This is a genomic window from Citrobacter sp. UYEF32 (assembly GCF_040546205.1).
Lineage (GTDB): Bacteria > Pseudomonadota > Gammaproteobacteria > Enterobacterales > Enterobacteriaceae > Phytobacter > Phytobacter diazotrophicus.
In genome coordinates this window covers 21831-45203 of record NZ_JBEPNI010000010.1, presented here as the reverse complement: position 1 = coordinate 45203, position 23373 = coordinate 21831, and the positions used below count along the sequence as shown (strand labels likewise).

The window sequence follows — 23373 nt, the reverse complement described above, 5'->3', positions numbered from 1 at the left end:
CGTTTGTCAGCCCGTCATGTTACTTAAGCGACGGGCTTTTGACCAGAAGAGGGATTCCGATAACGCATTTACGTTAAGTCAACGCCTTAGTTGACCCACGAATGACCAATTCGCAATCCAGTAATCGGGAGCCGCTGCTTACCGTATGCCCTTGTAACTGTTCAAGTAATAACAGCATTGCTTCGCGACCGATATCGAAACGCGGCTGGGCAACGGTGGTGAGCGGAGGATCGCAGAACTCCGCCAGCGAGATGTTATCGAAACCAATAATAGACAAATCATTCGGCACTTTCAGACCACGGCGCTTCGCATAAGACAATGCGCCGAGCGCCATGACGTCGCTATGACAGAATACCGCCGTGGGCGGCTTCGGCAGCGAGAGTAACCGTTCCAGCGCCTCGCTACCAGCGGCAAAGGTAAAGTCGCCACGGGCAATATAGTGCGGGTCAACGGTAATGCCGGAGCGACGCAGCGCCTGTACATAGCCCTGCAGGCGATAGTGGCACAGCGGCATCTCTTCCGGACCGGCGATGCAACCAATGTATTGATGCCCCTGTTCGCGCAGGTAATTCACGGCATTGAAGGCGGCGGTCAGGTTGTCGATATGTACTGTGGGCAGTTCCAGTTCCGGGGCAAATTCATTCGCCATCACCATTGGCGGCAGGTTACGTTGTTCTTCGATGCTGGCATCAAAAGGCAAGCGTGAACCGAGCAGCAACATGCCATCTATCTGCTTAGTGATGATTAAATCGATAAAGGTTTTTTCTTGCTGATTCTGATGAGCACAATCGCCGATCAATACCAGATAGCCATTTTCTGCGGCAGTGACTTCGATGCCACGGATAATTTCACTAAAAAACGGATCGCAAATATCCGGCACAATCACCAGGATCGTCCGGGATTCATTACGTTTAACGTTACGTCCCATCGACTGCGGCAAATAACCCACTTCCATTGCCGCCTGCTCAACCCGATTGCGGGTAGCCTGCGACACTTTATCCGGGTTCATTAACGCACGGGACACCGTTGCCGTGGATACCTTCGCTTTAACGGCAACATCTTTCATGGTCGCGGCTGCAACCTGATTCCTGGTCTTCACCTTCTTCTCCTCGCATGCGCGGCGCAGGCGCAGACACATTTTTATCAGATAGTTAATCTAATCGGTTACAGAATTTTCATTAAAAATGTGATGAAAGTTGAATTTTTCGAGGTGCCTCGCAACCTTAGCCCTCAATAGGGTCCACATCCAGCATCCACTTCACTTTGCGGGCTTCTGGTAAGGTGTTGATAAGCGTAAGCGTGCCGCTGACAATTTGTTGCAGACGCACGCGGGAAGGATGTTGTAGCAGGAGCTGCCAGCGCCAGCGCCCGGCGCGTTTGGGAGCCAGTGCCGGAACCGGACCAAGCACCCAGAGGTGCTGGTCTGCCAGCGGGCTGGATTGCAGCAGATTTTTTAGCTGTTGCAGGAACAGCGGCGCCTGTTGGTTGTTATGATCTTCCGCACGGATGAGCACATGGCTGGTCCAGGGGGGAAGCTGGAGCGTCTGACGTTCCGCCAGTGCCTGCTCAGCGAAGGTGTCGTAACCTTTATGCAGAAGTGTTTGCAATAAAGGGTGTTCCGGATGGTGGGTTTGCAGCACCACTTCACCCTGTTTCCCCGCGCGCCCGGCACGCCCGGAGACCTGGGTATAAAGCTGCGCAAAGCGTTCAGCGGCGCGGAAGTCAGCGGAGAAGAGCGCACCGTCGACATCCAACAGGGCAACCAGCGTGACATCCGGGAAATGGTGCCCTTTCGCCAGCATCTGCGTGCCGATAAGAATACGCGCGCCGCCGCGATGTACTTCCGCCAGGTGTTGCTCGAGCGCACCTTTACGGCTGGTGGTGTCCCGGTCGATACGCGACAGCGGCACCCCCGGAAAAAGCGGGGCAAGCGCCTGCTCCAGTTGTTCCGTGCCCAGTCCAACCGGCATCAGATGGGTTGAGCCGCAGGAAGGGCATTGCCGTGGCACCTGGCGCTGGCTGTCGCAATGGTGGCAGCGTAGATGCTGCTGGGCCTGGTGTAACGTGTAGTAATGATCGCAGCGCGGACACTCGGCAATCCAGCCACAATCATGGCACAGCAGTGCCGGCGCGAAGCCTCGACGGTTCAGGAACAAGATGACCTGATTGCCTGCCTGCAAATGCTGGCGCATGCGATTGACAAGAGCAGGGGAGAGTCCTGCCTGTAGCGCCTGGCCTTTCAGGTCCAGAACATGCTGCATGGCGGGGCGGGCGTTGCCGGCGCGGCGCGTCAGGCGCAGCATCTTATATTTCCGCGCCCGCACGTTGTGGAGCGTCTCCAGGGCGGGCGTCGCCGAGCCGAGTATGATTGGAATCTGCTCGCTGTGGGCGCGATAGACGGCCAGGTCGCGCGCATGGTAGCGCCAGCCTTCCTGTTGTTTATAAGAGCTGTCGTGTTCTTCATCGATCACGATAACGCCCAAATTTTTAAACGGGGTGAATAGTGACGAACGTGTGCCAATGACAATCGCCGCTTCGCCGTTTTTGGCTTTTAACCAGGCCGACAGGCGTTCACTGTCATTGAGTCCGGAATGCAGTACCTCGACCGGGGCAGAAAAGCGTTCGCGAAAACGGGCGATGGTCTGCGGCGTCAGGCCAATTTCCGGCACCATCACCAGCGCCTGTTTCCCCTGTGCCAGCACATTTTCCAGCACGCTAAGATAGACTTCTGTTTTGCCAGAACCGGTTACACCCGCCAGCAGCCAGGCCGAGAACTGGTCCGCCGCGCTGTGAATGGCCCCCACCGCGGTTGCCTGTTCAGTGTTAAGGCGCAGACGCTCGCCGCAGACGGAAAAGCCATGCCGCCAGTCATGATGCGCGGGCTCCTCACTGTTGAGCTCTGCCAGCCCCTTGGTACGCAGTGCTTGTAGCGCGGCGTCATTGAACTCAAGCTCAGCAACCTGATGCCGCCAGATGCGCCCCTGGCGCAGGGCTGCCAGCGCCTGTTGCTGCTTTGGCGAACGTTTAAGGCTATTAAGGTCGACCGCCTGCCCTTGCTCGGTGGCAAACCAGAACCACTGTACTGCGGCACTGGCGGGTTTACCCTGGCGTAGCGGTACAGGAATTGCGTTGAAAAGCACATCGCCAATGGCGTGGTGATAATAATCCGCCGCCCAGAGCAGAAGCCGCCAAACCGGGACGGAAAAGACAGGAGCACTGTCCAGCACTTCAAGCACGCTTTTGAGCTCACTGAGGGGCAATTCACTGGTCTCACCGACGGAGACCACAATCCCCACCCGTTGCTGGGTGCCAAAGGGCACGCGTACCCGGCAGCCCGCGCTGGCGACCATGCTATCGGGAAGCAGGTAGTCAAAGGTGCGGGGCAACGGTACGGGTAGCGCTACATGGGCGACGGGCATCTCAGGATCCTGGCTTGAAAACTGGCGGGATAGTATACACATTGTTAAAGGTGGGGCGCGGATCAGTTTGCATACGTTGGTTAATTTCTGTATGATTCGCCGCCTTTGGTGCGTATTCACGTGCCAGAGATCCACTAATACATTAACTCGCGTGGTGTCTGGCGTTAGGGCTGGAAGAGCGACGCGGCCTTAAACTGAGGTTTCCCATGAAAAAAGGTATTCACCCGAATTATGTAGCTATTACTGCAACCTGTTCTTGCGGTAATGTGATCAAAACCCACTCTACCGTGGGTCACGACCTGAACCTGGACGTGTGCGGCAACTGCCACCCGTTCTTTACTGGTAAACAACGTGTTGTTGATACCGGTGGTCGTGTTGAGCGTTTCAACAAACGCTTCAGCATCCCGGGCAGCAAATAAGTTGCCAGATGAAAAAAGCGCCGCAAGGCGCTTTTTTTGTCCCTGAATTCCGCGCCCTTCTGTGTAACACCCCCTTGCTCTTCATCCCCTACCGCAGTTTTTCGCAACGCCAGTTCTTTTGATTTGGCACGCTGTTTCTTTTTAAAAAATCCAATGTTTCAGTTGGTGACATTAAGCCGACATATCTTTGCTTTTTTGCCACTTAAACGGAATGCTGGCAAAAACTCAAAGGTTTGTACATTTACACTAAAATACAATTCCTCACGTTATTAGGACATTTTTAATTTGTAGCTGTCTTTCACTCGTTACGCTGGCCTGCGAATCCATAGCTACACGCTTTTCTTTTATTGAAATTTACGTCAAAGAGGAATTTCCATGAAGTTGAAATATGCGTTGTTATTACTGCCGGTACTGGCAGGAACAGCCCATGCGGGTTACGTAGACTATCGTCATGAATATTACGATGACGGGCGTAACTATGATCGTGTATATATGTCACAGCGTTTTGCCAGCGGCTTTGGGGTGGCCTTAGAAGGTATTTCCCGTTCTGATGATGCGGATGCGAAAAAGCCGCTAAATAATATGGAAACGAACGGGATTGAGTATACAGCCAACTACCAGTTTACCTGGAGCAACCTGGTCTGGTTGCCTGGTATTGCCATCGAAACGGACGAGAACCAAACCATTTATAAGCCGTTCGTGCGTGTTCAGTACAATATCAACGACAACTGGTGGACCGCCTTCCGTTACCGTTTCGAGTACACTCGTCGTAACGCAGAAGGTCGTGATGACCGTCGCGTTAACCGCCCGGAAGTATGGATTGGTTATAATACCGGGAACTGGATGTTTGAGCTAAACGGTATTTATAAATTTGCTGAAGCTGAAAATCTTTATAACAATACCAAGCGTGATTATGAATATAACGGCCGTATTGCTTATAAATTTGGTTCCTGGGTGCCATTTGTTGAAGTAGGTAATGTGTCTTCTGGTTATAAAACGGCAACGACAGACGATCGCCAGACGCGTTATCGCGTCGGTATCGGTTATAACTTCTAATTACCTTTCTTTCTGTGTCTGAATAATGCGGCGGCAATATATATTGCCGCCGTATCCGCTCGCAATTTTTAAGTCGAAATTTTATATTTCGCTAAGGATTGGGTTAAACAATGTCTACACGCAAAATTGGTTTAGTGAATTATCTGGCGTACGGCTCCGGAGATTTTCTGGGCGCGGGTACAACAGCACTGACCGCCGCATGGTTACTTTATTTTTATACAACGTTTTGCGGCTTAACGCCGATTGAGGCGACCTTCATTTTCGCCATGGCCAGGGTGCTGGATGCCGTTGTCAGCCCGCTGATGGGTTATCTGACCGATAACTTTGGCAATACCTGGTTCGGTAAACGCTTCGGCCGCCGTAAGTTTTTTATTCTGCTCGGTATTCCCTGCGTATTTTCCTATACGCTGATGTGGGTTGGCCACATGAACTATTGGTACTATTTATTCACGTACCTGCTGTTTGATGTGGTGTACACCATGATTCTGGTGCCTTACGAAACGCTGGTACCGGAGATGACCGATGACTTTAAACAGAAAACCAAGTTTTCCGGGGCGCGTATCGCGCTGGCGCAGCTTTCCGCCATTCTGGCCGCATTCCTGCCGGGCATTCTGTTAAGCCATTTCGGCAAAGATAATGCCGTCTCCTTCTTCTATGCCAGTATCGTGTTCGCGGTGATTTGCGCGATCGTCCTGACGCTGGTGTGGACCTTCACCTGGGAGCGCCCGCGTGATGAAGAAGCGGAAGCGGCGAAACCGAAACTGACGCTTGGGCAAAGCCTGAGTCGTCTGATCATTGAGCTGAGTTCCACCTTCCGTATCCGTATTTTTCGTCAGCATCTGGGCATGTATCTTGGTGGGTATATTGCCCAGGACGTTTTCAACGCGGTCTTCACCTACTATGTGGTGTTTGTGTTGATGCAGAGCCCGACACTGGCCTCCAGCCTGATGGGAACCATGGCGATTCTGCAATTTATCGCGGTCATGGGGATGATCCCACTCTGTATTCGTTTCGGCGCTGCGCCGTCTTACCGTATTGTTGTGGTGCTGTTTGGTCTGGCTGCGGTTTCGTTTGCTCTGCTGTCGTTGGCCGGACAGAGCGATAACATGTCGCTGCTGTTGTTTATTTCTGGTATTGCCGGGTTAGGGCGTGGCGGCATCAACTATATTCCGTGGAATATCTATACCTATATCGCCGATGTGGACGAGGTGGTGACAGGTCAGCGTCGCGAGGGCATCTTTGCCGGGATCATGACGTTAACGCGTAAAGCCTCTCAGGCTGGCGCCGTGATGCTGGTGGGTATTGTGATGCAGATGTCCGGTTTTGTTTCCGGGCAGAGTACGCAGGTGCCCGGAGTGAGCCATACCATCCTGATGATTCTGAGTATCGGTACCGTGCTGGTGCTGTCGATCGGTTTCCTGGTGTCGTTGCGCTTCCGCCTGAACTTGTCCACGCACAGCGTTCTGCGCGAAGAGACGGCAAAAATGCGTAGTGCGGGCCGCCTGACGCCGGAATCCATCACCCCACAAGCGCGTAAGACTGTGGAAATGCTGGCGGGTATGCCTTATGACCAGCTATGGGGCAACAACGATATCGGCTATATCAATCGCCAGAAGGCGCGTGAAGCGCAATCTCACGCCTCAGTCATATAGGTGATCATTTGAGCAATGTTTTTGTGACACATGTCACAAAAACATTGCCGATAAGGGTAAACAGGCATATGCTTTTCACTGCGAAAGAGGTTATCAACAACGCGTGAAAGGAAAATGAATATGCTGAATGCACTCAAAAATGTCGTTGTGTCTTACTTCACTTCTCTGGCAGAGGTTCACCCGGAAGTGACCCGCTTCTGATTCAGCCAGCGCAACAGACAGACAAACAAAAAGGCAGAAGATTTCTTCTGCCTTTTTGTTTGTCTCTGCTCCATTACTGGGGATAGCAGTGCACATTCAGGCATGCTCTGTGGTTCTCCACTGCGCTTATAACGCTTCCCGCCGTTAACGTAAGCGACGTATCCAACGTCATTTCTGCGCTTTCCAGCCTCTGGTTGTAGGTATTCAGTATGCTGTAGCAGTGTGGCTAAAGCGCGAATGAGTGGCTTGCTGGATAGCTTTACTTTGCGACGAGCGAGACATCTGAAAGATGATATCGCCCGTCTGCGGTTCATAAGCCAGAACCGGGAAAACCATCACCGCGAGCAGCAAGAGGACAAACTTCTTTGTCATGATTTACATCCTTGTTCGAGACAAAAAAGGCGATTCAATCCATGAGCCGCCTTTTTAAATCAGTACTCCCACGTATCGGGGTCGATACCCAATTCGCGCATAATTACTTTTGCCTCCTCCGGGATTTCATCGCTGCGCTCTTTACGCAGGTCTTCATCGTTGGGCAAAGGTTGGCCGGTAAACGCATGCAGGAATGCCTCACACAGCAGTTCGCTGTTGGTGGCATGACGCAGGTTGTTAACCTGACGACGGGTGCGCTCATCGGTGAGGATTTTTAACACCTTCAGAGGAATGGAAACCGTAATTTTTTTTACCTGTTCACTCTTCTTACCGTGCTCAGCGTACGGGCTGATATATTCGCCGCTCCATTCAGCCATGAGATACCTTTAATCCTCTCAGTCATTAATAAAAGGTCAGAACCTGATCAACGCAGCGCCCGGACCATAATCTCGCGTAGTTTACCGTAGAGTCAGTACCGTGACACGGTGTATCGCTCTGCGTCACTTCACTAAAGCATATAATTTTAACGGCTATTGCGATTTTGCTCAATCTATACGCAAAGAAGTTTAGATGTCCAGATGTATTGACGTCTATTATTCTTATGTTTACTCTGGTGCCTGACTTTTCATCCATTAAGCCAGGAAGCCTTCACCATGACGCGTAAACAGGCCACCATCGCAGTGCGTAGCGGATTGAACGATGACGAGCAGTACGGTTGCGTTGTTCCGCCCATCCACCTCTCCAGCACCTATAATTTCACCGGATTTAATGAGCCTCGAGCCCATGACTATTCACGCCGCGGTAACCCGACGCGCGATGTCGTGCAGCGTGCCCTGGCAGAGCTGGAGGGCGGTGCGGGTGCCGTGATGACCAACACCGGTATGTCGGCGATTCATCTGGTGACCACGGTTTTCCTGAAACCGGGCGACCTGCTGGTTGCGCCGCATGACTGCTATGGTGGTAGCTATCGCCTCTTCGACAGTCTGGCAAAACGCGGCTGCTATAAGGTTTTGTTTGTCGATCAGAATGATGAGCAGGCATTAAAATCGGCGCTGGCGCAAAAACCAAAGCTGGTACTGGTGGAAAGTCCGAGCAACCCATTGTTGCGCGTCGTGGATATTGCGAAAATCTGTCAGCTCGCGCGTGAGGCTGGTGCGGTCAGCGTGGTGGATAACACTTTCCTGAGTCCGGCGTTGCAAAACCCGCTGGCGTTGGGTGCTGATGTGGTATTGCATTCATGTACTAAATACTTGAATGGCCACTCAGATGTTGTCGCGGGCGTGGTGATTGCCAAAGACCCGGAAACTGTCACAGAACTGGCGTGGTGGGCGAATAATATCGGCGTCACCGGTAGCGCCTTCGACAGCTACCTGCTGTTGCGTGGCCTGCGAACACTGTCTCCACGTATGGAAGTGGCGCAGCGTAACGCCCAGGCGATCGTTGAGTTTCTGAAAAAGCAGCCGCTGGTGAAAAAACTTTATCACCCGTCGCTACCGGAAAATCAGGGGCACGAGATTGCTGCGCGCCAGCAGAAAGGCTTTGGCGCAATGTTGAGTTTCGAACTGGATGGCGATGAGCAAACACTGCGTCGCTTCTTAAGCGGTTTGTCATTATTTACGCTGGCGGAATCTTTAGGTGGGGTTGAAAGCTTAATTTCCCACGCTGCCACCATGACACACGCGGGCATGGCGCCGGAAGCACGTGCTGCCGCCGGGATTTCAGAGACGTTACTGCGTATCTCAACCGGCATTGAAGATGGTGAAGATTTGATTGCCGACCTGGAAAATGGCTTCCGGGTCGCAGCTGAGGGATAAACATGAGTGTGAATGCGCAGGCAGGGGCGAAGGTTCGTCAACTGCATAAGTTTGGTGGGAGCAGTCTGGCTGATGTGAAATGTTACCTGCGCGTTGCGGGGATCATGGCGGAATATTCGCAACCGGGCGATTTGATGGTCGTTTCGGCAGCAGGCAGTACCACTAACCAGTTGATTAGCTGGCTTAAATTGAGCCAGACCGATCGTCTCTCTGCGCATCAGGTTCAACAGTCGTTACGTCGTTACCAGAGCGAGCTGATTGCCGGGTTGTTGTCACCGGAGGTGGCTGATGGCCTGATTAGCGAGTTTATTCGTGACCTCGAGCGCCTGGCCGGGTTGCTGGACGGTGGCATTACCGATGCGGTCTACGCCGAAGTGGTGGGGCATGGGGAAGTGTGGTCTGCGCGTCTGATGTCTGCCGTACTGAATCAGCAAGGGCAAGCGTCGGCATGGCTTGATGCGCGCGAGTTTCTGCGCGCGGAACGCGCGGCACAGCCGCAGGTCAACGAAGGCGCCTCCTGGCCGCTGTTCCAGCAACTGCTGGCGCAGCATCCGGATAAACGTATCGTTGTGACGGGCTTTATCAGCCGTAACGAGGCGGGCGAAACCGTACTGTTGGGGCGTAATGGTTCTGACTATTCGGCAACGCAAATTGGCGCATTAGCCGGTGTTACCCGCGTGACGATCTGGAGCGACGTGGCCGGGGTGTACAGCGCCGACCCGCGTAAAGTGAAAGATGCCTGCCTGCTGCCTCTGCTGCGTCTGGATGAAGCCAGCGAGCTGGCCCGTCTGGCAGCACCTGTACTCCACGCCCGAACCCTACAGCCGGTATCCGGCAGTAATATCGATTTGCAGTTGCGTTGTAGCTATAACCCGGAGCAGGGTTCCACGCGTATTGAGCGCGTACTGGCATCTGGCACGGGTGCCCGCATCGTCACCAGTCATGATGATGTCTGTCTGATCGAGTTTCAGGTCCCTGCCGGGCAAGATTTCAAACTGGCGCAACGTGATATAGATGTGATCCTCAAGCGCGCTCAGGTTCGTCCGCTGGCGACAGGCGCGCACGCTGACCGTAATTTGCTGCAACTCTGCTACACCTCGGAAGTGGTGGATAGCGTCTTTAAACTGCTCGACGAAGCCGGTCTGCCGGGCGAGTTGCGTTTACGTCAGGGGCTGGCGCTGGTGGCGCTGGTCGGGGCGGGCGTTTGCCGTAATCCGCTGCACAGCCACCGTTTCTGGCAACAATTGAAAGGTCAGGCCGTGGAATTCGTCTGGCAGTCAGATGAGGGGATCAGCCTTGTTGCCGTGCTGCGCGTGGGGCCAACGGAAAGTCTGATTCAGGGGCTGCACCAGTCACTGTTCCGCGCGGAAAAACGCATTGGCCTGATGTTGTTTGGTAAAGGCAATATTGGTTCTCGCTGGCTGGAACTGTTTGCCCGCGAACAGAGCGCGCTGTCTGCCCGTACCGGGTTCGAATTTGTTCTCGCAGGGGTGGTGGATAGCCGCCGCAGCTTGTTGAATTACGATGGTCTCGACGCCAGCCGGGCGCTGGCCTTCTTCAATGATGAGGCGGTCGAGCAGGAGGAAGAGGCGTTATTTCTGTGGATGCGTGCGCACCCGTACGATGATCTGGTGGTGCTGGATGTCACCGCGAGCCCGCAGCTTGCCGACCAGTATCTGGATTTCGCCAGCCACGGTTTTCATGTGATCAGTGCCAATAAACTGGCAGGTGCCAGCAGCAGTAATAAATACCGCCAGATCCACGACGCATTTGAAAAAACCGGACGTCGCTGGTTGTATAACGCCACCGTCGGGGCCGGGTTGCCAGTAAACCATACGGTGCGCGATCTTATCGACAGCGGCGACAGTATTCTGGCCATCAGTGGTATCTTCTCCGGTACGCTCTCCTGGTTGTTCCTGCAATTTGATGGCACCGTGCCGTTTACCGACCTGGTCGATCAGGCCTGGCAGCAGGGATTGACCGAGCCCGACCCGCGCGTCGATCTCTCCGGTAAAGATGTGATGCGTAAGCTGGTCATTCTGGCGCGTGAGGCAGGCTATGACATTGAGCCAGACCACGTGCGCGTGGAGTCCCTGGTGCCGACGAGCTGTGAAGAAGAGTCTATCGACCACTTCTTTGAGAATGGCGATGAGCTGAATGAGCAAATGACACAGCGTCTGGAAGCCGCTCGCGAGATGGGACTGGTGCTGCGTTATGTGGCGCGTTTTGATGCCAACGGCAAAGCGCGTGTGGGTGTGGAAGCGGTGCGTCCGGAACATCCGCTGGCGGCACTGCTGCCTTGCGACAATGTGTTTGCCATCGAAAGCCGCTGGTATCGCGATAACCCGCTGGTGATCCGTGGGCCGGGAGCCGGTCGTGATGTCACTGCCGGCGCAATTCAGTCGGATATCAACCGCCTGGCGCAGTTGCTGTAGTCGGTAGGTTTTCTCCCTCTCGCTGTGTGAGAGGGTTGGGGTGAGGGCATCAGCGCGCACTCACCCTGACCGCCATGAACTTTTTTCATCTTCGCTGAACATTCCTCACGCATTATGATGATTTTCCTGTTGACGCCCGTCCGCTTTTCCGTCATTTTTACATCTGGACGTCTAAACGGATAGATGTTCGTAGCGCAATAAATAACAACACGCGATTGATGAGGTAAGGTATGAGCTTTTTTCACGCCAACCAGCGGGAAGCCCTGAATCAGAGCCTGGCTGAAGTGCACGGTCAGATTAATGTTTCATTTGAATTTTTTCCGCCGCGCACCAGTGAAATGGAACAGACCTTGTGGAACTCCATTGATCGTCTGAGCAGCCTCAAGCCGAAATTTGTCTCTGTCACCTACGGTGCCAACTCCGGCGAGCGCGACCGCACCCACAGCATCATCAAAGGTATTAAAGATCGTACCGGCCTGGAAGCAGTACCGCACCTGACCTGTATTGATGCGACCCGTGATGAACTGCGTGCTATCGCAAAAGATTATTGGGACAACGGTATTCGCCATATCGTGGCGCTGCGTGGCGATCTGCCACCGGGTAGCGGCAAGCCGGATATGTATGCTGCCGACCTGGTGACCTTGCTTAAAGAGGTGGCGGATTTTGATATCTCCGTTGCTGCTTACCCGGAAGTGCATCCGGAAGCAAAAAGCGCACAGGCAGATTTACTTAATCTGAGACGCAAGGTTGAGGCGGGCGCTAACCGTGCCATCACCCAGTTCTTCTTTGACGTAGAAAGCTATCTGCGTTTCCGCGACCGCTGTGCGTCGACGGGCATTGACGTTGAAATTATTCCGGGGATCCTGCCGGTCACTAACTTTAAACAGGCGAAAAAATTTGCCGATATGACCAACGTGCGTATTCCGGCGTGGATGTCACAAATGTTTGAAGGACTGGAGGACGATGCCGAAACGCGTAAGCTGGTTGGCGCCAGCATCGCCATGGACATGGTAAAAATCCTCAGCCGCGAAGGGGTTAAAGACTTCCACTTTTATACCCTGAACCGCGCGGAAATGAGCTACGCCATCTGCCACACACTGGGCGTTCGCCCGGCGGTATAAGCCAGCGTAAATGCCGGGTGAGCGCATCATCCGGCGACGCTATATGCCACCTCGCCACAACAGAATGTGGTGTGCACATCATAGTTATCCTCCAGCACCACAATATCGGCGTCATAGCCGCGCTGCAGTTTTCCTTTGTGTCCGTCAAGCCCCAGCAGCCGCGCCGGGTTGATCGTGCAGGATTTCAGCGCTGCGCCAAACGGCACCATTGCGCCTTCGACCATATTGTATAAACCGCGATTCAGATGCAGCGTGCTGCCGACCAGCACGCCATTCTCACGTCGCGTGGCGCCATCTTCACCTAAAATCATCGGTTCGCCGCCAAACATATAACGTCCTGGCGGGCATCCCTTCGATTTCATGGAGTCGCTGATCATAATGATGTCGTCGTCATTCTTCACCCGGTACAGATGGGAGGCAGACACAAGGCTCACGAAGATACCATCGGCGATCACTTCCCCGTACAGGCCGTCCAGGCGAAAAGCAGCACCGAGAAGCCCCGGTTCACGATTCACATATTTCGCCATGCCGTTATAGACGTGGGTAACGTTTTTCGCACCGTTGGCGACTGCTTCCAGCACCTGCTCAAACGAGGCATCGGAGTGACCCATGTTGACGGCGATCCCCCGTTGCGCGCAGTAACGGGTCAGGGCGAGGCCTTTATCGTTTTCTGGCGCCAGGGTAATGGCGACAATGCGATTACGCGCCGCCTTTTCGAAAGCCTGGAACTCTACCACGCTGGCCGGGCGAATCTGTTTTTCTGGCTGTGCGCCGCGGTATTTCTGGCACAGAAAGGGACCCTCGAAATGAATTCCGAGGATCTCCGCGCCCGCATAACCTTCATCCATCACGCGGGAAATATTCTCCAGCGCAGAGATCAGTGTGGCATCTTCGTCTGTCACCGTGGTGGGGCAAAAAGCCGTTACCCCTTCTGCCGGGAGGTTAGCCGCCCAGCGGCGCAAGCCTTCGGGATTATTCTCGTTGGTATCGTAATCCCATCCGCCGTGAGCGTGGCTGTCGATAAGGCCGGGGATAATACGGCGCTTAGCAAAATCGAAGTTGGCGTTGTCAGACAGGCCCATGACGACATTGCTGATACGGCCATTCTCAATGTGAATCGTTGCCGGATAAAAGCCGCCGGAAAGCCAGACACGCTCGCTTTGGATGATCATGGTGTCACCTCAGAGAAGGAATAAGTGAAGCGGCTTCCCGGTCACAGATAATCGTGACATCGGGATGCAATAACAAAAAAGATGCCGGGAAAAGCGGGTCAATTGCCGTGCATTCATAGAGCTGTTTCATGACGTGCGCTTTTGACTCGCCGTTGGCAATCAACACAATCTCTTTGCTTTTGAGGATAGTCCCCATGCCAAGGGTAATGGCCTGGCGTGGCACATCTTCACGGCGTTCGAAGAAACGGGCGTTGGCTTCGATGGTCTCGTCATTCAGATCGATAACGTGGCACACCGGGCTGTGTGTACTGTGGGGTTCGTTAAAACCGATATGTCCGTCATGGCCGATACCGAGGACCGCGAGATCGAAATTGCCGTGATCCTGAATCATGCGTTCATAGCGGGCGCATTCAACCGCCAGATCGGCGGCCAGCACATCGGGCACAAAGCGGTTTTCAACAGGCAGGTTGGCATGCTGGTAAAAGTAATTTTCCAGGAACCAGTAATAGCTCTGTGGATCGTCTTTGGTCAGCGGGATGTATTCATCAATATTGAACGAATACGCCCGCGAAAAATCCGCTTCGTTGTCGCGAGCCATGCGGCTCATCTCTTGTAATAAGCCGATTGGCGTGCCGCCGGTGGGCAGCGCCATCACTAAATCCGGTTTACGCTCCAGCGCCTGCGCGACACGTTTTGCCGCCAGTGTGCTCATTTCAGCGTAGTTATCCGTCAGGGTAAAGTTCAGCATCTGTTTTCCTTAACCGCCGATGGTAGCCTTGAGGCCAATATCTTCGGCGTACTGTTTTATCTGTGCGATCATGTCCCGCTGAACGGGCGGGAGATCATGAAGAAGGTAAGGCATACCGAGCTTTTCATATTTGCCGATGCCATAAATGTGATACTCCAGAATATCCACCTGCTGTACGGCGCTGCCGAGGCTGTGGATAAAATCAAGCCGCTTGCGGATATCTTCCGGCTGATCGTTACGCGTTGGGACGATCACCATGCGCGCCAGAATGGGCTTTCCTGTGGCGGCGATCGCTTTTGCGTTTTCCAGGATCAACCGGTTATCCACCCCCGTACAGGCAAGGTGGATTTCCGGGTCGAACGCTTTAAAGTCGTAAGAAACCATATCCACCGTGTCCACCAGGGGCAGCAGCTTGTCACGGCGTATGTTACCGGCAGTGTCGAGACAAAGATGAACACCTGCTGCTTTTAGATGCTGCGCGGTCTGCGTGATAAATTCCGCCTGCAGTGCGGGTTCACCACCGGAGAAGGTCACGCCGCCGTGGCTTTCGTCGTAAAACGCTTTATCGCGTAACAGCAGATCTGCCAGTTCGCGAGAGGTCATCTCTTTACCGACTTTTTCGTAGGCGTCGTAAGGGCAAATATCGACCATCTCAAGCAGGTTGCTACACTGTTTACGGTCAATATTCACCCCCTCGCCAGGTGCAGCAAAGGTAATGGCGTTATTCGCTGCCGCCTGCACACAGGAACCGCACTGACGGCAACGTTCTTTAAACCAGAACACGTTAAAGCCAGGCTTGATGGTTTCCGGATTCGCACACCACTGGCAGCGCAAATTACACTGCTGCATGAATACGGTACTGCGTATCCCCGGACCATCTTTGGTCGAGTAGCGTTGAATGCGGGATATCAAACCTGTTTTCATGGTGCTCTCCGCCTTACCAGGCCAGTTCTGTACGGGCGATAATCGCATCCTGCGCTTCCGGCATCAGCGTTGAGAACAGCGCACAATAACCGGCCACGCGGACCATCAGGTTCGGATAATCTTCCGGGTGTGCTTTCGCCGCCCGCAAAATATTTGAATCGATAATATTGAACTGGTTATGGAAGATATTTTTCTCGCGGCTGGCCTCCATGAAGGCGGTGAATTTTTCCAGGTTTTCGTCGCCTTCCAGCGCGCTCGGGGTGAATTTCATATTCAGCAACTGACCGCCAGCGATTTTCTGGTTTGGCAGTTTCGAAACGGAGTTAATCACTGCGGTCGGGCCTTCTTTATCCGCACCGAGGCATGGAGACGCGCCTTCGTTTAGCGGCAGAGTTGCCAGACGACCATCCGGCGTTGCCCCTACATCAAAACCGTTCGGTACGTAAGAGGTAATGTTGGACGTGGACATGGTATAGCCGCAGCCCTTCGGTCCTTTACCGTAGCGATCGGTTTTGTATTTCGGCAACAGTTTCAGGTAAGACTCGAATACGTCGGCGACAATATGGTCGACATAGTCGATATCGTTACCGAACTTCGGTGCGTTGCGGCACAGCTTACGCACGCGGGCGCCTTCAATGCCATCGAAGTTGCTGTCCATCGCGTCGCGCAGTTGTTTGAGCGTCAGTACCTTGTCATCAAAGACCAGTTTTTTCACTGCGGCGAGGCTGTCGCCCACCACGGAAGGGCCGATGTTGGAAGAGCTGACAAAGTCATATTCCGCGCCGCCGTTTTTCAGGGTCTTACCGCGCTCCAGCGAGCAGTTAATGGTCGCAGAGGCAAAGGCATCGGCATCGTGATATTTCAGTGCGCGATCGCATACCAGATCGCAGTCCACCGCCAGATCGGAGTAGAACTCCAGCAACTGGTTCCATGCGGCCCAGACTTCGTCATAAGACTCATAATTGATCTCGCGCCCCTCTTTGCCGTTTATTTTGACCAATTGGACGCCGGTCGCCGGATCGCAGCCGTTGTTCATGACCAGCTCAAGGATTTTGCCGAAGTTCACATAGGTCATGCCGGTGGCGCGATGCCCCCAGCGGCCCGGAATTGCGGTTTCCACACAGCCCATTGAGGCATATTCGCGCGCCACTTCTTCCGTCAGACCAAGGGTCATCATCGCCGGGATCACCACTTCGTCGCAGAAGATAGACGGCATGCCAAAGCCTTTACGGATCAATTTTGCAGCGTCCTGCATCAGTGAATGCGGGGTGTCTTTGGAGAAACGCACACTCAGGTTTGGCTCTGGCAGACCGGTCAGCGCCATGGCTTCCAGCGACAGATAAGAGAGATCGTTGGTGCCGTCAGTACCGTCCGGCTTCATGCCCCCCACCATCAGGTTGGAGTAGAGCGGGTAGCCGCCGCTGTACTGGGTGTGGCCCCACGGACGTACTTTGTTCAGGCTGTTGGTCATGATGAAGAAGTGGGTCAGGATCTCCAGCGCCTTCTCTTTGCTGATTTTGCCGGCGTTAATGTCTGCTTCGTAGTACGGCCAGACGTACTGGTCAAAACGGCCGAAGGAGAAGGAGTGACCGTTACTTTCGATCATCATCAGCAGGTGGGTCAGATAGACCGCTTCCACGGCTTCGTAGAAGCTCTGCGCTTTGCCTTCCATCAGATGGGCGAACATCTCGCTCATTGCCAGCAGCTCTTCGCGGCGTTTGGTGTCGGTGGTTTTCCCGGCTTCTTCTTTTGCCAGTACAGAGAAGCGTTTGCAGTAGTTCAGCGCCGCTTCCATGGTGATGATAACGGCCTGGTAGAAGTCGGTCTGTTCTTCGGTCAGGTCTTTATCTTCGGCCAGATGCTGTCTGGCGATATCGCGCATGCCGCCGTAGCCGACTTCCAGCACGAAATCATGATTGGGGATGATGTGACCGTCACCAGACATGCTGATGCCGCCACGGTGCAGAACGCCCTGTTTCTCCGCCAGGCGGTTAATTTGCGGCAGGTTTGCCAGCACCTCATCCTGGTGAGTTTTACCCTGCCAGTAATCTTGCAACACGCGCAGGCGCGCTTTGGTCTCTTCTGAAACCTGGAAGCTGTCACCGGAGCGTTTGTCGAATTCGTCCAGCTCGTCGATAACCCAGTTGAAGGAAAATTCCGGGAAGACGGGTGCGGCGAAGTTTGCACTGGCCTGGTTACCGACGATCAGCATGTCCGGCTCAATGTAGATCGTCATTTTTTCCAGAATGTCGGCCAGCGCGAGGGCGCGGCGAATAACGATCGATTTCCCTTCTGAGCGTTTGAAGGAGTCGGTAATGATTTCGGCACGTTCCGGGCAGAGGGTCGCCACGCGATGGAACATCTGATCCTGTTTTTTGGCGATGCGCGCAAAGTCGCAATCATTGTTGGTGGGTTTGAAGCTGAGCAATCCGTTCATAAATTCCCTCACTGGTGAAATGGTTTTATTGCATTTCATGCCTGAGGTGTGCTTTTGTCAACCATAAAATGATCTATTGTGTTCCTTTTGTCACAAAAGAATCCAAATGGAACATTTAAAGGCACAAAAAAACACAAGCGCCCGTGAAGGGCGCGGAGGGTTATTCGACGCTATCGGCCAGGATGAGCTCAGCACAGTGGCCGTTAAGAAGGGTCAGGACGTCGGCAGAAATGCCGCTTTGGCTGATGACGACATCAAAATCGCCCAGTTGGCCATGCCCGGCAAGGAAGGTCTGGCCGAACTTGCTTTTATCGGCCAGCAGGAATTTTTGCCGTCCGGCACGCGCCAGCGCACGCTTCACATGAGCATCAGTGATTTTGGGGACCGTCAGTTCCCCTTGTTCGTTGATGCCCTGAGTGCTCAGAAACACTTTGTCGGCATGCAGCGTAGTGAAGAACTCAGCCGTGCTAAAAGAGACCATTCCCTGGGTGTCATCTTCATACTCGCCGGGTGCGACAATCAATTTGATGTTGCTGCGGCCCTTGAGCAGGTTAACCACCGGCACGGAGTTGGTGATCACCATGATTTTTTTATCAAAGAGACATTGAGCAAACGCCAGCGCCGTGGTGCCGCAGTCGATAATGATCGTGTCACCATCTTCCACCCGTTCAGCCGCTTTTTGTCCAATCAGGTGCTTATCATCAACCATCTGTACGGATTTGAGCTGAAAACTGGGTTCCACGCTGGCACCGCTTGTCAGATACGCGCCGCCGTAGCTGGTTTTCACAATGCCCTGCTTTTCGAAGAAGGAGAGGTCGCGGCGAATAGTCATTTTGGTGACGCCAAACTTCTCCGCCAGGTCATTGACCACGACCTTTTTGTCCTGCTGCAGAATGGCATAGATGCGCATTCTTCTGTCTGATGATTGCATGGTGCGGGTTCGCTAAGAGGAAAAACGCACTATAAAGCACATAAACTGCAGTGACAATATCACTAGAAAGGAACATAAAGAAACACTCCCGGACACTGCCGGGAGTGTGAATGGGTTATTCCCACTCTTGAAGGAAGCGCTGACCGTACTGGTCGGCGACCAGGAGCGCAGCGTACACCTGATCTGCTGTTGCCCCACCCGGCATGTTGTGGATGGTTTCGCCTTCGGCACAGGCCGCTTCTGCCACGATGCGCATTTTTGCAGGAATGTCTTCGGTAATATCCAGCTGTGCCAGCGTAATGGGCAACCCAACGGCGTGAGTAAGCGCGGCGACGGTTTCAATTTCTTCCGCTGGCGCGTTTTCCAGAACCAGTTGTGTCAGCGTACCAAAAGCGACTTTCTCGCCGTGGTAGTAGTGGTGCGCATCGGGAATGGCCGTCAGGCCGTTATGCACCGCGTGCGCCGCTGCCAGACCGCCGCTTTCAAAACCCACGCCGCTCAGATAGGTATTGGCTTCAATAACGCGCTCTAGCGCCGGGGTGACCACGTGCTGTTCTGCGGCCAGCATCGCTTTTTCGCCCTCTTCAAGCAGCGTGTTGTAGCAAAGCTCCGCCAGCGCTAATGCAGCCTGAGTGCACTGACCACCTGCCATGGTCGTGGCGCCGCTGCGTGAACAGGCGCGGGCTTCGAACCAGGTTGCCAGCGCATCACCGATACCCGCAGCCAGTAAACGAGCCGGTGCACCAGCCACGATTTTGGTGTCGACAATGACGCGGTCCGGGTTATTGGGCAGCAGGAGATAACGGTCAAATTCACCGGCGTCGGTATAGATGACGGAAAGCGCGCTGCACGGCGCGTCGGTGGAGGCGATGGTCGGCGCGATGGCGACAGGTACGCCCATAAAGTGCGCCAGCGCTTTCGCGGTATCCAGCGTTTTACCGCCGCCAATACCGAGCACGGCGCCGCAATGTGCGCTTTCCGCGATAGCACGCAGACGGTCTATCTCATTTTGTGAACATTCGCCGCCGAAAGGCACCACTTCGCAGGCCAGTCCGGCATCGGCCAGGCTTTTTTGCAACGCCTCCTGGGCAAAACCTAAAACAAATTTGTCTCCCACCACCAGCCAGCTTGCTGCCAGTGGTTTGAGATACTCACCGAGACGGGTGATAACGTCTGCACCCTGAATATACTTACCTGGGGATTGAATAATGCGGTCCATATATTTCCTCCATTGGCGATGCGGGCCACGTACCGTGACCCTGACGCCCGGTTACAGGTTGAGATTGCCAAATGCGTTATTCCAGTCCTGCTCAAACTTCTCTATTGCTGACTCTACCGCAGGGGTATCGAGCATTTGTTGCGCTACATCCAGGGGAAGCGTGATCGCTTCGCAACCTGCCAGCAGGCAATCGAGCGCCTGGCGAGGGGTTTTGAAGCTGGCTGCCAGCACTTTGCTTTCCGGGGCATGTTGTTCCAGCAGGCTTTGCAGTTCTTGCACGGTGCGAATACCGTCTCCGCCCTGAGCGTCGACACGGTTGACGTAAGGTGCCACATATTTCGCGCCAGCCAGGGCGGCAAGCAGCCCTTGTGCCGCGCTGTAAACAGCAGTGCCGAGTGTCGGAATGCCTTCTTTTTTCAGAAGCTTAATGGCTGCAAGACCTTCGGAGGTTACCGGGATTTTGACAACAATGCCGGGTACGGCATTGCTCAGGTGTCTGGCTTCTTCCACCATCCCCTGCGCGTCGCGGCTCATGGTCTGAGCGAACAGAATACCTTCCGGGCCGATAGCCTTTTGCAGGCGTGGTAACACATCCCAGATGGATTCTTTACCCGCAGCAACAATGCTTGGGTTAGTGGTCACGCCCGCGATGGGGAAGATGCGCGCCAGACGTTCGACTTCTTTCACATTGGCGGTGTCCAGATACAGTTCCATGATGCGTCCTCTTAAAGTTCAAGTTCGTGTTGCAGCAGGCTGGCGATAGCGTCGGCAGAAGCGGCGTTGACCAGCGCGTTGCGGAATTCTTCGTGCATAATGCGGCGGGCCAGGCGTGAGAAAATACGCATATGCTGGTCGCCTGCGGCGTGTTTGTTGAGCGTCAGCATGATGATGAATTGCGCATCGTCATCGCCCCAGCGTACCGGCGCCTTCAGGCGCGCCACGCTGATGGTGGACTGCTCAATATGTTCAGATTTGCTGTGCGGAATAGCGAAGCTAAAACCTAATCCGGTGGAGAAGACCGCCTCGCGCGCCCACAGATCGGCTTCCAGCTTGCGCGGGTAGCGGCAGCGGCTTGCCAGCAGCAGGTTGTCGGTCATCCCTTTGATCACCTCTTCTTTGCTGCGCCAGTCGCTGTTCAGGGTGATGCATTGGGCGGTAACCAGCGGCGCGTCTTGCTGGGTCATGCGGAACTGCGCCAGCAGATGCTCTACCTCCAGCGAGGTGCGGCAAGCCATTGCCTGGTTCATTAACTGGCGGCAGGCGCGGCTGTCGAGTTGCGCCATCCGTGCTTTAGCGGCGGGAATTGACGGCGCGCTCATGCTTATCTCGTCCAGTCCCAAACCGACCAGCAGAGGGAGCACAGACCCTTTCGCGCCAAGTTCGCCGCACAGGCCAATCCATTTGCCCTGACGATGTACCGCCTGCACCGCATAATCCAGCGCGCGCAGGAAAGCAGGGTTCAGGCTGTTGTAATGACGAGTGACTTTGGCGTTGTCGCGATCAACCGCCAGCAGATACTGCGTCAGATCGTTACTGCCAATACTAAAGAAATCAATCTCTTCGCAGCACTGATCGATAATAAACATGACTGATGGCACTTCCAGCATGATGCCGAGCGGGATCTTTTCATCAAACGGAATGTGTTCATTACGTAGCTGCTGTTTGGCCTCCGCCAGCTTCTCTTTGACCCACAGGATCTCTTCCATTGAGGAGATCATCGGGATCATAATTTTCAGCTTGCCGTGCGCGGATGCGCGGAGAATCGAGCGCAGTTGTGTCGTAAACAGCGTGGCGTACTCTTCATAAATACGGACAGCACGATAACCAAGGAACGGGTTGGCTTCGGCAGGAATATTCAGATAATCAACGGGTTTATCGCCGCCGATATCCATGGTGCGCACGATAATGCTGCGTCCCTGAGCGGATTCCAGCGCCTGGCAAAAAATGTTGTACAGCTCGTTCTCATCCGGCGCGCAGGCACGGTCCATATACAGCATTTCGGTTCGGAACAGGCCAATGGCTTCCGCGCCGTTGCCAAAGGCCGCCTGCGCTTCCACAGAGTGGGCGATATTGGCGGCAACTTCCATGCGAATACCGTCAGCCGTGCGTGCTTCCTGAGTCAGCCAGATGCGCTGCTGCTCGCGCAGGGCTTCTTGTACGCGGGCCTCCTGCTGATAGTAACGAGCAACGGGTTCATCAGGTGCAACGACGATGGCGCCTGCGTTGCCGTCGATATAAACCGTCTGCTGTAGCCATGGTGACAACGCCTCAATTTCCACGCCAACCAGCGTTGGAATGTTGAATGAACGGGCGAGAATAACCGTGTGCGAGGTGGTGCCGCCGCTTTTTAACAGCAGACCTTTGAGAAAGGTTTTGTCCAGTTCGAGGAACTGGCTTGGCGTGAGTTCATCGGCCATACAGACCGCGGGCTGGGTGAGTTTTCCCGGCGCCGGAAAGCGCTGTTCGCCATAGATTTGCTGTAAGAGCTGGAAGCAGACATCACGAACATCCAGCGCGCGCTCCTGTAAATAGCAGCTGCTGGAACGGGCGAATTCCTCGCAGAAGTGGCTGGCGCTTTCGATAATCGCCTGAGCGCAGCTTAACCCGCGGGAAACACCTGCCAGCAGATGCTGACGCAGTGAAGCGTCACCCGCCAGCGAGCGGTGAGCTTCCAGAATCGCGCTGGTGGCACCGTCGCTGTCGAGCAGGCGGAACTCAATATTCTTGATTAATAGCGTCAGACCATTGTCCAGCGCGGATTGTTCTGTTTCCGCATCTTTAGCGGGTGGCAGGGAACCCAGCGCGTCGAGATCCAGTGAGGAGAGCCGCGTCAGAACGCCCCCGGCGCTGCCAGTGCATACGCTGCGGGCGCGGAAAATCTGCGGATTCAGGTTTGTTAGTGAGGCCGGAAGGGGGTCCAGTTCACTGCTTTTAACCTCTGCCAGCGGCGCATCACAGTGCGGAAATTCATCACGCAACCACTGACTCAGGCGCTGGTGGGCCGCCTGTTCGTCGGCCCCAGAAATCAGTAACTGACAACTGTCGCCTGCCAGCGTGTCGGTGCCGATGAGTGCCAGCGCGCTCTTCGCATTACCCTTCCGGTCGGTGCGCAAATTATGCCACTCAATCTGTGAGGTAAAGGTGTTACAAAGCGTCTCAACGTGGCTTGCCGGACGTGCATGGACGCCATTGGGCAGCTCACAGGTAAATTCCACAACCAGGGCCATAGCCTCTCTCCCATAACAATTACTTGCTACAGGATAAAAGGCCAACCGCTGAAGGTGCCACGCGACAAATCTGCCAAAAACTGGACAAATGTAATGTAAGTCTCAAAGTGAGAGATAACTCACAAGTCAATGCCTGTCATATAAATTCCGAGATTAACTAAGTTATGAGGCGGATCGCATTTTTGTACTGATATTACAAAAATCCAGTAAATGGCCTTTTTATCCA

General features: G+C 54.2%; 17 protein-coding genes and 1 pseudogene. 6 read left to right on the top strand and 12 right to left on the bottom strand.

The genetic code is table 11. The features are described from left to right. Positions 1 to 73: 73 nt before the first annotated feature. Entirely contained in the window at positions 74 to 1099 is a 1026-nt protein-coding gene (cytR, locus tag ABIB59_RS23585; protein WP_039077297.1) for a DNA-binding transcriptional regulator CytR, read from the bottom strand. A 124-nt stretch (positions 1100 to 1223) separates the two neighbouring features. Continuing rightward, entirely contained in the window at positions 1224 to 3419 is a 2196-nt protein-coding gene (gene priA, locus ABIB59_RS23580; RefSeq protein WP_165159441.1) for a primosomal protein N', read from the bottom strand. Between the two features lie 206 nt (positions 3420 to 3625). Here priA and rpmE point away from each other — a divergent pair, with 206 nt between their 5' ends. The 3 genes from rpmE to ABIB59_RS23565 all read left to right on the top strand — a co-directional run bounded on the left by rpmE (position 3626) and on the right by ABIB59_RS23565 (position 6546). Next, a complete protein-coding gene (gene rpmE / locus ABIB59_RS23575) occupies positions 3626 to 3838 on the top strand; it encodes a 50S ribosomal protein L31 (protein WP_039055221.1) in 213 nt (70 codons plus the stop codon). 375 nt (positions 3839 to 4213) lie between these two features. Continuing rightward, positions 4214 to 4894 carry an oligogalacturonate-specific porin KdgM family protein gene (locus tag ABIB59_RS23570; RefSeq protein WP_039077295.1) on the top strand — a complete coding sequence of 227 codons (681 nt, stop codon included), beginning with the start codon at positions 4214 to 4216 and terminating at the stop codon, positions 4892 to 4894. Between the two features lie 110 nt (positions 4895 to 5004). Next, the gene (locus ABIB59_RS23565; RefSeq protein ID WP_079498465.1) at positions 5005 to 6546 is read left to right on the top strand and encodes an MFS transporter; all 1542 of its coding nucleotides are present in this window, start codon (positions 5005 to 5007) and stop codon (positions 6544 to 6546) included. A 420-nt stretch (positions 6547 to 6966) separates the two neighbouring features. Here the strand turns inward: ABIB59_RS23565 and ABIB59_RS23555 are convergent. Together ABIB59_RS23555 and metJ are read right to left on the bottom strand one after the other, a co-directional pair. Beyond that, positions 6967 to 7083, bottom strand: a pseudogene (locus tag ABIB59_RS23555) (YiiX family permuted papain-like enzyme); the annotation flags it as partial. Between the two features lie 95 nt (positions 7084 to 7178). Then, positions 7179 to 7496, bottom strand: a complete 318-nt coding sequence (gene metJ / locus ABIB59_RS23550; protein ID WP_007369220.1) for a met regulon transcriptional regulator MetJ — start codon at positions 7494 to 7496, stop codon at positions 7179 to 7181. Positions 7497 to 7772: 276 nt separating this feature from the next. Between metJ and metB the strand changes: the two genes are divergently transcribed. The 3 genes from metB to metF all read left to right on the top strand — a co-directional run bounded on the left by metB (position 7773) and on the right by metF (position 12489). Further along, positions 7773 to 8933: a cystathionine gamma-synthase gene (gene metB, locus ABIB59_RS23545; RefSeq protein WP_071194801.1), complete on the top strand. Its 1161-nt coding sequence runs from the start codon at positions 7773 to 7775 to the stop codon at positions 8931 to 8933. 2 nt (positions 8934 to 8935) lie between these two features. After that, positions 8936 to 11368 carry a bifunctional aspartate kinase/homoserine dehydrogenase II gene (locus ABIB59_RS23540; protein WP_071194802.1) on the top strand — a complete coding sequence of 811 codons (2433 nt, stop codon included), beginning with the start codon at positions 8936 to 8938 and terminating at the stop codon, positions 11366 to 11368. Positions 11369 to 11598: 230 nt separating this feature from the next. Next, positions 11599 to 12489 (top strand): methylenetetrahydrofolate reductase, encoded by an 891-nt coding sequence (gene metF / locus ABIB59_RS23535; protein WP_317086912.1) that lies wholly within the window; start codon positions 11599 to 11601, stop codon positions 12487 to 12489. 26 nt (positions 12490 to 12515) lie between these two features. Here metF and nagA read toward each other — a convergent pair whose 3' ends face one another. From nagA to ptsP, 8 genes are all read right to left on the bottom strand, one after another. Continuing rightward, positions 12516 to 13661: an N-acetylglucosamine-6-phosphate deacetylase gene (gene nagA / locus ABIB59_RS23530; protein WP_079498474.1), complete on the bottom strand. Its 1146-nt coding sequence runs from the start codon at positions 13659 to 13661 to the stop codon at positions 12516 to 12518. Between the two features lie 4 nt (positions 13662 to 13665). Beyond that, positions 13666 to 14409, bottom strand: a complete 744-nt coding sequence (gene nagB, locus ABIB59_RS23525; RefSeq protein ID WP_125125583.1) for a glucosamine-6-phosphate deaminase — start codon at positions 14407 to 14409, stop codon at positions 13666 to 13668. 9 nt (positions 14410 to 14418) lie between these two features. After that, positions 14419 to 15333, bottom strand: a complete 915-nt coding sequence (locus tag ABIB59_RS23520; protein ID WP_079498476.1) for a glycyl-radical enzyme activating protein — start codon at positions 15331 to 15333, stop codon at positions 14419 to 14421. A 13-nt stretch (positions 15334 to 15346) separates the two neighbouring features. Continuing rightward, the gene (locus ABIB59_RS23515) at positions 15347 to 17770 is read right to left on the bottom strand and encodes a glycyl radical protein (RefSeq protein WP_335258182.1); all 2424 of its coding nucleotides are present in this window, start codon (positions 17768 to 17770) and stop codon (positions 15347 to 15349) included. A gap of 160 nt (positions 17771 to 17930) precedes the next feature. Continuing rightward, the gene (locus ABIB59_RS23510; RefSeq protein ID WP_165159433.1) at positions 17931 to 18680 is read right to left on the bottom strand and encodes a DeoR/GlpR family DNA-binding transcription regulator; all 750 of its coding nucleotides are present in this window, start codon (positions 18678 to 18680) and stop codon (positions 17931 to 17933) included. A gap of 136 nt (positions 18681 to 18816) precedes the next feature. Then, positions 18817 to 19920: a bifunctional L-1,2-propanediol dehydrogenase/glycerol dehydrogenase gene (gene gldA, locus ABIB59_RS23505; RefSeq protein ID WP_079498478.1), complete on the bottom strand. Its 1104-nt coding sequence runs from the start codon at positions 19918 to 19920 to the stop codon at positions 18817 to 18819. 51 nt (positions 19921 to 19971) lie between these two features. Next, a complete protein-coding gene (gene fsa, locus ABIB59_RS23500) occupies positions 19972 to 20634 on the bottom strand; it encodes a fructose-6-phosphate aldolase (protein WP_354037244.1) in 663 nt (220 codons plus the stop codon). Positions 20635 to 20645: 11 nt separating this feature from the next. Further along, entirely contained in the window at positions 20646 to 23147 is a 2502-nt protein-coding gene (gene ptsP / locus ABIB59_RS23495; protein ID WP_354037242.1) for a phosphoenolpyruvate--protein phosphotransferase, read from the bottom strand. Positions 23148 to 23373: the final 226 nt, after the last annotated feature.

Bases quoted from the DNA above. Each gene is read 5' to 3' on its own strand.
- priA (WP_165159441.1), bottom strand. From the start codon at position 3,419: ATGCCCGTCGCCCATGTAGCGCTACCCGTACCGTTGCCCCGCACCTTT.
- rpmE (WP_039055221.1), top strand. From the start codon at position 3,626: ATGAAAAAAGGTATTCACCCGAATTATGTAGCTATTACTGCAACCTGT.
- ABIB59_RS23570 (WP_039077295.1), top strand. From the start codon at position 4,214: ATGAAGTTGAAATATGCGTTGTTATTACTGCCGGTACTGGCAGGAACA.
- ABIB59_RS23565 (WP_079498465.1), top strand. From the start codon at position 5,005: ATGTCTACACGCAAAATTGGTTTAGTGAATTATCTGGCGTACGGCTCC.
- metJ (WP_007369220.1), bottom strand. From the start codon at position 7,496: ATGGCTGAATGGAGCGGCGAATATATCAGCCCGTACGCTGAGCACGGT.
- metB (WP_071194801.1), top strand. From the start codon at position 7,773: ATGACGCGTAAACAGGCCACCATCGCAGTGCGTAGCGGATTGAACGAT.
- ABIB59_RS23540 (WP_071194802.1), top strand. From the start codon at position 8,936: ATGAGTGTGAATGCGCAGGCAGGGGCGAAGGTTCGTCAACTGCATAAG.
- metF (WP_317086912.1), top strand. From the start codon at position 11,599: ATGAGCTTTTTTCACGCCAACCAGCGGGAAGCCCTGAATCAGAGCCTG.
- nagA (WP_079498474.1), bottom strand. From the start codon at position 13,661: ATGATCATCCAAAGCGAGCGTGTCTGGCTTTCCGGCGGCTTTTATCCG.
- nagB (WP_125125583.1), bottom strand. From the start codon at position 14,409: ATGCTGAACTTTACCCTGACGGATAACTACGCTGAAATGAGCACACTG.
- ABIB59_RS23520 (WP_079498476.1), bottom strand. From the start codon at position 15,333: ATGAAAACAGGTTTGATATCCCGCATTCAACGCTACTCGACCAAAGAT.
- ABIB59_RS23515 (WP_335258182.1), bottom strand. From the start codon at position 17,770: ATGAACGGATTGCTCAGCTTCAAACCCACCAACAATGATTGCGACTTT.
- ABIB59_RS23510 (WP_165159433.1), bottom strand. From the start codon at position 18,680: ATGCGCATCTATGCCATTCTGCAGCAGGACAAAAAGGTCGTGGTCAAT.
- gldA (WP_079498478.1), bottom strand. From the start codon at position 19,920: ATGGACCGCATTATTCAATCCCCAGGTAAGTATATTCAGGGTGCAGAC.
- fsa (WP_354037244.1), bottom strand. From the start codon at position 20,634: ATGGAACTGTATCTGGACACCGCCAATGTGAAAGAAGTCGAACGTCTG.
- ptsP (WP_354037242.1), bottom strand. From the start codon at position 23,147: ATGGCCCTGGTTGTGGAATTTACCTGTGAGCTGCCCAATGGCGTCCAT.